The following is a 6,709-nucleotide window of genomic DNA, read 5'->3' as shown; positions in this document are numbered from 1 at the left end:
TTATTCTCTTTGACTTTAAGTAAGCAACCTTCACACACAAACACCCATTCCTTAGGGTTTTTGTATTGCACCCTATACATGGTAGAAAAATCTATTTTGCAGACGTTACAGAGCTTGATTAATCAATACTTTTTTCAAGTGTTAAAAATTAATTAATTAAAGTTTATTAATTCAGTTAACTGATTTATACTAATGTTTATAATTGAACTCAATATTTTTCAATACAAAAAATAACTTCAATTGATTATCAATGATTTACGTTTTCAAGGTACAAATAAGGTACATTACTGCATTAAAAAAAACCTTTCGGGGGTAACCAATAATCAAAGACTAAAGCTATTGGATATAGCATTAAAGCATTCATTACCTAAACAATCCATAAAACAACATATAGTTGAAGACACACCACAAGACATACAAATAACTATTGTAGATAGTAACGGAAATGAAAAGGTAAACAGGAAAAGTTTAGACAACTTTAAGTTCAAAGATTTAGCAGGGTAAACTTAAAACAGACAATGGAAGCTATAAAGTAGAAGCTACTGACTTGACTTTGCCTATTAGTAGAGTGGTTATTCTTTTTCTAAACGCAACGAAAATCCCGTTTGCTTGTTGTAGACGCCCCAGGCTAGGACACTGTAATTGGTGCCCAGGCTGCGGTACCAAGCGTCACTTGAATTGTCCTCAGTGGAACTCCAAAAGATTGCATCGTAACCCTCATTGACGAACGAATCATTGTAGTAACGGAAACCCTCTGGGACCGCGTTGAACTCACTGTCGTTGTTTAAACTTTGGTCGTTGCCTATTGCTCCTGTACCTGCTGAACTGTTCCATCCTGTAATTGATGCCATTGACTTGGCGATTTTGTTTTCTGTGGTAGTGCCATCATAATTATAACTATTTGCTATAAGGTATTCTTCAAGCGTTGTCCACTCGGCATCTGTTGGCACGTGCCAACCTTCTTGTACAAATTCTTTATTTGGTGTGTTAGGGTTTGTATCGTGAATACCTGCTACTGCAAACCAATTATAAAGCCTTGGCTTTGTAGGGTCGTTGTTATAATAACACCAAGCACCTGTTGTAAGGTTTGCCCATTCGCTATCATCTGTAACTTGTGGGATTGGTGTACCATCCCTGTATGTAATATGACAGGCATTTTCAACAGTCCATTCTTGTGTCCCGTAAACAATAGTGGGAATGGGATTACCATCACAATTCAGTAACTCACTGTTATTATTATCATTATTATCATTCGTATCCGAACTATCATCACTACTACAGGCGAAGATGAATAAAGCGGAGAGTAAGAGTAGTTTTTTCATTACATTAAATTTGATTATATCACAAATGTATTAAAATAAATTAACTAATTAAAAGTAGATTTTTAAATTTTAGCTTTTTGTATCTGCTCTATTATTCGCAAATACTTTTTGGTCGGCTTTCCTGCATAAGTCTTTTTAAAGTGTTTTTGGTATAATTGGCTGTAAAGTTCATCTGCCTTTAAATACGCCCCGACTGATTTATCCAATTGCCCGAGAGGAGAAATAAGATATTGTGTAAAGGGAAATTATTAAAAAACATCTCTTTCCATATGGCTTTAGGCTATACCTACATTTTACAGTAAACCCTCAAAAAAGAAAACGTCTTTAAAATCGATATGGGGGGGGTGTTTTGAAAATGATGGTTCGGATTTTTTGGTGTTTTTTGGACTTAAGAATGATTTACCGTACAATAATCGTACAAATATAAAAATAAAAAACCTCAACTATTTGATAAACAAATAATTAAGGTTTTTAATAGTGGAGTCGGAGAGAATCGAACTCTCGTCCAAACAAGTAAGTAAGTAGTTTTCTACACGCTTATTTTCTTCTTAGTTTTTCGAGTTAAAGCTGGTTAGAAACTACCCACTGAAACCTTATCTTCTTAATCTCGAAAAGGCAACAAAGCACTACCTAATCTATCTTGACTTTTACGATATCTCAAATGGAACGCCGTCAATCAAGGCTTTCCGGAGACATAAAGCTTGCTCACCTTGTGAGCCGAGGCTTAATCCTACTATAATTCGGATTAGGCAGCTAAAGCGTAGTTATTCTCGCCGTTTAAAAAGTTGACTTAGCTTTTTACGTGTTTCAAAATCATTACACGACGTGCTTACTAGTTAATTAATCTCGCTGTCAAAACCAGTCGACCCCAAAAATATAATATAGTAATTTTTATGGCGTTACCCTTTTTTTGCTTTTAATGGCAAAAAAAGTGTCAGGCTTTCCGCTATATCTTTTGCAGAAAAATCAAAAGAATGCCGCATCAATCCTTAACGCGCTAACCAAGAAACAGTATTACAAATTTCAAATAAAGCAAAACTACTAAAAATATTGTGTCAAAAGCCATACAAAACACTATTTTTATTTGCGAAACCCTAATTATAAAAGTATTTTAGCAAAACAAATAAGATTCTTCAAAACATGAAATTCGCCATAATTAAAGAACGTAAAAATCCGCCAGATCGTCGTGTGGTTTTTTCACCTCAAGATTTAAAAACATTAAAAGCTAAATTTCCTAAAGCAGAACTGGTTGTAGAAGCTTCAGATATTCGTGTGTTTAAAGATTCAGAATATCAAGAATTGGGCATTGAGGTTTCAGAAAATGTTAAAGATGCAGATGTTATGTTTGGTGTAAAAGAAGTGCCAATAGAATCTTTAATTCCAAATAAAAAATATTTTTTCTTCAGTCATACTATAAAAAAACAACCTTATAATAGAAAGTTACTAAAAGCAATTTTAGAAAAGAATATCGAACTATACGATCACGAAACTATTGTAAAAGAGAATGGCGCAAGGCTTATCGGTTTTGGGCGTTATGCAGGTTTAGTTGGTGCCTATAATGGATTTAGGGCTTTAGGTTTACGAGATAAACTATTTAACTTACCAAAAGTAGAAGCACTTAGAGATTTAGATGCAGTTAAAGCAGAACTCGATAAAATAACACTACCAAATATTAAAATACTATTAACAGGAACAGGTAAAGTAGCAAAAGGCGCAAAAGAAATATTAGACCATTTAAAAATAAAAGAAGTTAGCGACGCTTTATATTTAACATGTGAGTTTACAAAACCAGTATATTGCCTAGCAGATGTTATGGAATATGCAAAACGTATAGATGGTAAAGTAGGCGATAAATTTACTTTTTATAAAGATGCAAAAGGTTACGAAAGTAATTTCATGCCTTACGCAAAAGCTACAGACTTTTTTATTGCTGGTCATTTTTATGGAGATGGCGCACCATATTTATTTACAAGAGCAGACGCCAAACATCCAGAATTTAAAATTAATTTAGTAGCAGATATTTCTTGCGATATCGATGGTCCAATAGCCTCAACCATCAGATCTTCTAGCATTGCAGAGCCTTTTTACGGTTACGATGCTAATACGGAAAAAGAAGTTGATTTCAATGCAAAAGGAGCTATTACTATGATGGCTGTAGATAATTTGCCATGCGAATTACCAAAAGACGCCAGCGAAGGTTTTGGAGACATGTTTCTAAAATATGTTATTCCAGCTTTCTTTAATAACGATGCAGATGGTATTTTAGAACGTGCAAAAATGACTACAAAGAATGGTGAATTTACGCAACGTTTTTCATATCTAAAAGATTATGTAGATGGAAAAGAATAAATTTATTTATATTACAAAAAATAAAATTAAAAATCACACTCACTAAACAACATAATACACTATGAGATTTTTTAGATTAATTGCAATTATATTTTCGATGTTTTTTATTATTTCATGTAATAATGAGCCTATAGATTCTTCTTTTAATTCATTAGACATAATACCAGAGAATTTTTTAGAAAATTTTGGTGCTTCAGAGCAAGCGAATTTTATTGGTAAGATAGTAGATGAAAATAGCCAACCAATTGAAGGTGTATTAATAAATGTAGGTAATACAACAGATCTTACAGATCAAAATGGAGTGTTTTCTATAAACGATGCCTCTGTTTTAGAAAGATTCGCCTATGTAAAAGCAAAAAAAGAAGGCTATATAGATGGTTCTAGAACATTAACACCTAAAGAAGGTGTGAATTTGGTTCAAATTATGTTATTAAATATGGAGCCAACTCAAGTTATTAATACTGGAGAAGAAAGTACAATAAGTTTACCAAATGGGACACAAATAGTTTTTGATGGAAATTTTACGAGTACAATTGGTGTTCCTTATAGTGGTGAAGTAAGTGTTGTAGTGAAACATTTAAGTACAGAAGATGAAAACATAAACATACAAATGCCTGGAACTCTTATCGGTCAAACCACAAATGGTAATTTAAGAGTTTTAGAGACTTATGGTATGCTAGCAGTAGAGTTAATAGGTTCTTCTAATCAAGAATTACAAATAGCAAATGGAAGTACAGCACAAATTACATTTCCTTTAGCGGCAAATGCAGTAAATGCACCACAAATAATACCTTTATGGCATTTTGATGAAGTTAATGGTTATTGGAAAGAAGAAGGTCAGGCTACATTACAAAACAATACTTATGTAGCAAATGTTACTCATTTTTCTTTTTGGAATTGGGATTTTGATATTCCTTCAGTTTACTTATGTATTAATTTGGTAGATACAGCTGGTAATCCATTATCTTATTTACCAATAAACTTATATTCTCCAGCCTTAAATTCTATAGGTACTTATGGATATACTAATGGGCAAGGTTTAGAATGTGGTTTAGTTCCAAGAAATGATCAAATGGTATTGGTAGTACCAAATTATGGGTGTTCTGGAGCTAATTTTTCAACATTAATTGGTCCTTTTAGTACTGATCAAAACATAACTGTAACCGTATCAGAAACTAATATTGTGGATACTAACCTTATTGGTGTTTTTAATAATTGTGATGGCAATCCTATAACAAATGGTTATGTGCAAATAGATTTGTCTTTTAATGGTCAAACTTATGTTTTTCCAATATTAGATGGTTCAGTTTCTTTAAATGTGAATTATTGTAGTTCAGATACTGCTTTTACAATACAATCAGTAGATCTTAATAACAATCAAAGTAGCCAAATCATTTCAGGAAATTTTACAAATCCAATTACAGATTTAGGCACAGAATTATCTTGTGAAAATATTCCAGATGAAATAACTGCCTTAAACGATGGCATGGATGGCATAGAAGTAACATCATCTACAGGCGCAACAGCAGTTGTAAATGTATTTGATAACGATACTTTAAACGGAATTGGCGTAAATGCAAATAGCGTATCAGTAACAGGCGTTAATTTGCCAAATGGTATTTCTTTAAATGCAGACGGCACAGTAGATGTAAACGAAAATATAGCAACAGGAACGTATACATTCGAGTATCAAATCTGTGAAATTGCCTCACCAAACAATTGCGATACAGCAACAGTAACCTTATTTATTACTAATACAGATACAACAACCAATGTTATAAATGCTGTAAACGATGGCATGGATGGTATAGAAGTAACATCATCTTCAGGCGCAACAGCAGTTGTAAACGTATTTGATAACGATACTTTAAACGGAATTGGCGTAAATGCAAATAGCGTAACAGTAACAGGTGTTAATTTGCCAAATGGCATTGTTTTAAATGTAGATGGAACGGTAGATGTTAACGAAAATATAACAACAGGAACGTATACATTCGAGTATCAAATCTGTGAAATTGCCTCGCCAAACAATTGCGATACAGCAACGGTAACTTTATTTATAACGAATACAGATACAACAACCAATGTTATAAATGCCGTAAACGATGGAATGGATGGCATAGAAGTAACATCATCCACAGGCGCAACAGCAGTTGTAAATGTATTTGATAACGATACTTTAGGCGGAATTGGCGTAAATGTAAATAGTGTAACAGTAACAGGTATTAATTTACCAAATGGCATTGTTTTAAATGTAGATGGAACGGTAGATGTAAACGAAAATATAACAACAGGAACGTATACATTCGAGTATCAAATATGTGAAATTGTCTCGCCAGACAATTGTGACACAGCAACAGTAACCTTATTTATTACTAATACAGATTCAACAACTAATGTTATAAATGCAGTAGGAGATGGAACAGATGGCGTAAGTGGTTCTGTTCAAGGAATTACAGTTTTAAATGTATTAGATAATGATACATTAAATGGTTTAAGTATTTCTGCAAATGATGTAACAATAACTTCCACTGTAGAGGATACATCAGATTATTTTGTATTAAATGCAGATGGGACTTTAAATTTACAATTAGATTTTACGCCTTCAGATTTATATACTTTTGAATATACTATTTGCGAAACTGCAAACCCTACAAATTGTGATACAGCTCCAATTAATGTAACAGTATTTAACCAATTAAATGCAATAAATGACGCATTAGATAATATAGACGGAACCTCAACTACAACTGCAATCTTAAATGTATTAGATAACGATACACTAAACGGATCAAATATGATTAATTATGCAGTAGCTATATCAACTACATCTAACGATAGCGATTATTTTGTATTAAATAGTGATGGAACTGTAGATCTTGTAATAGCAAATGTGCCTTCTGGAACGTACACAATTAATTACCAAATATGTGAAAACTTTACCAGTACTACTAATTGTTCATCAGCATCAGTTACACTAATTGTTAACTAGTTTTAAAACAATAGAAATCAACAGTTTTATTGTAAGATATTTATAT

At 32.7% G+C, this 6,709-nt stretch carries 4 protein-coding genes and 1 other RNA gene; 3 read left to right on the top strand and 2 right to left on the bottom strand.

Annotated features, from left to right (window positions below; all coding sequences use genetic code 11):
* The first annotated feature begins 339 nt into the window (after positions 1 to 339).
* A complete protein-coding gene (locus tag QNK89_RS03600) occupies positions 340 to 504 on the top strand; it encodes a hypothetical protein (RefSeq protein WP_340169600.1) in 165 nt (54 codons plus the stop codon).
* A gap of 68 nt (positions 505 to 572) precedes the next feature.
* Here the strand turns inward: QNK89_RS03600 and QNK89_RS03595 are convergent, their stop codons facing one another.
* Both QNK89_RS03595 and ssrA read right to left on the bottom strand, forming a co-directional pair.
* A complete protein-coding gene (locus QNK89_RS03595) occupies positions 573 to 1,322 on the bottom strand; it encodes a fibrobacter succinogenes major paralogous domain-containing protein (RefSeq protein ID WP_340169599.1) in 750 nt (249 codons plus the stop codon).
* 475 nt (positions 1,323 to 1,797) lie between these two features.
* Positions 1,798 to 2,192, bottom strand: a transfer-messenger RNA (tmRNA) gene (gene ssrA, locus QNK89_RS03590).
* Between the two features lie 270 nt (positions 2,193 to 2,462).
* Between ssrA and QNK89_RS03585 the strand changes: the two genes are divergently transcribed.
* Together QNK89_RS03585 and QNK89_RS03580 are read left to right on the top strand one after the other, a co-directional pair.
* Positions 2,463 to 3,671: an NAD(P)-dependent oxidoreductase gene (locus QNK89_RS03585; protein ID WP_340169598.1), complete on the top strand. Its 1,209-nt coding sequence runs from the start codon at positions 2,463 to 2,465 to the stop codon at positions 3,669 to 3,671.
* 61 nt (positions 3,672 to 3,732) lie between these two features.
* Complete coding sequence (locus tag QNK89_RS03580; RefSeq protein ID WP_340169597.1) at positions 3,733 to 6,663, top strand: hypothetical protein; 2,931 nt, start codon at positions 3,733 to 3,735, stop codon at positions 6,661 to 6,663.
* Positions 6,664 to 6,709: the final 46 nt, after the last annotated feature.

This window comes from Lacinutrix sp., assembly GCF_037625555.1.
In the GTDB taxonomy this organism is placed as follows: Bacteria; Bacteroidota; Bacteroidia; order Flavobacteriales; family Flavobacteriaceae; genus Lacinutrix.
This window is presented reverse-complemented; position numbering and strand designations above follow the sequence as displayed.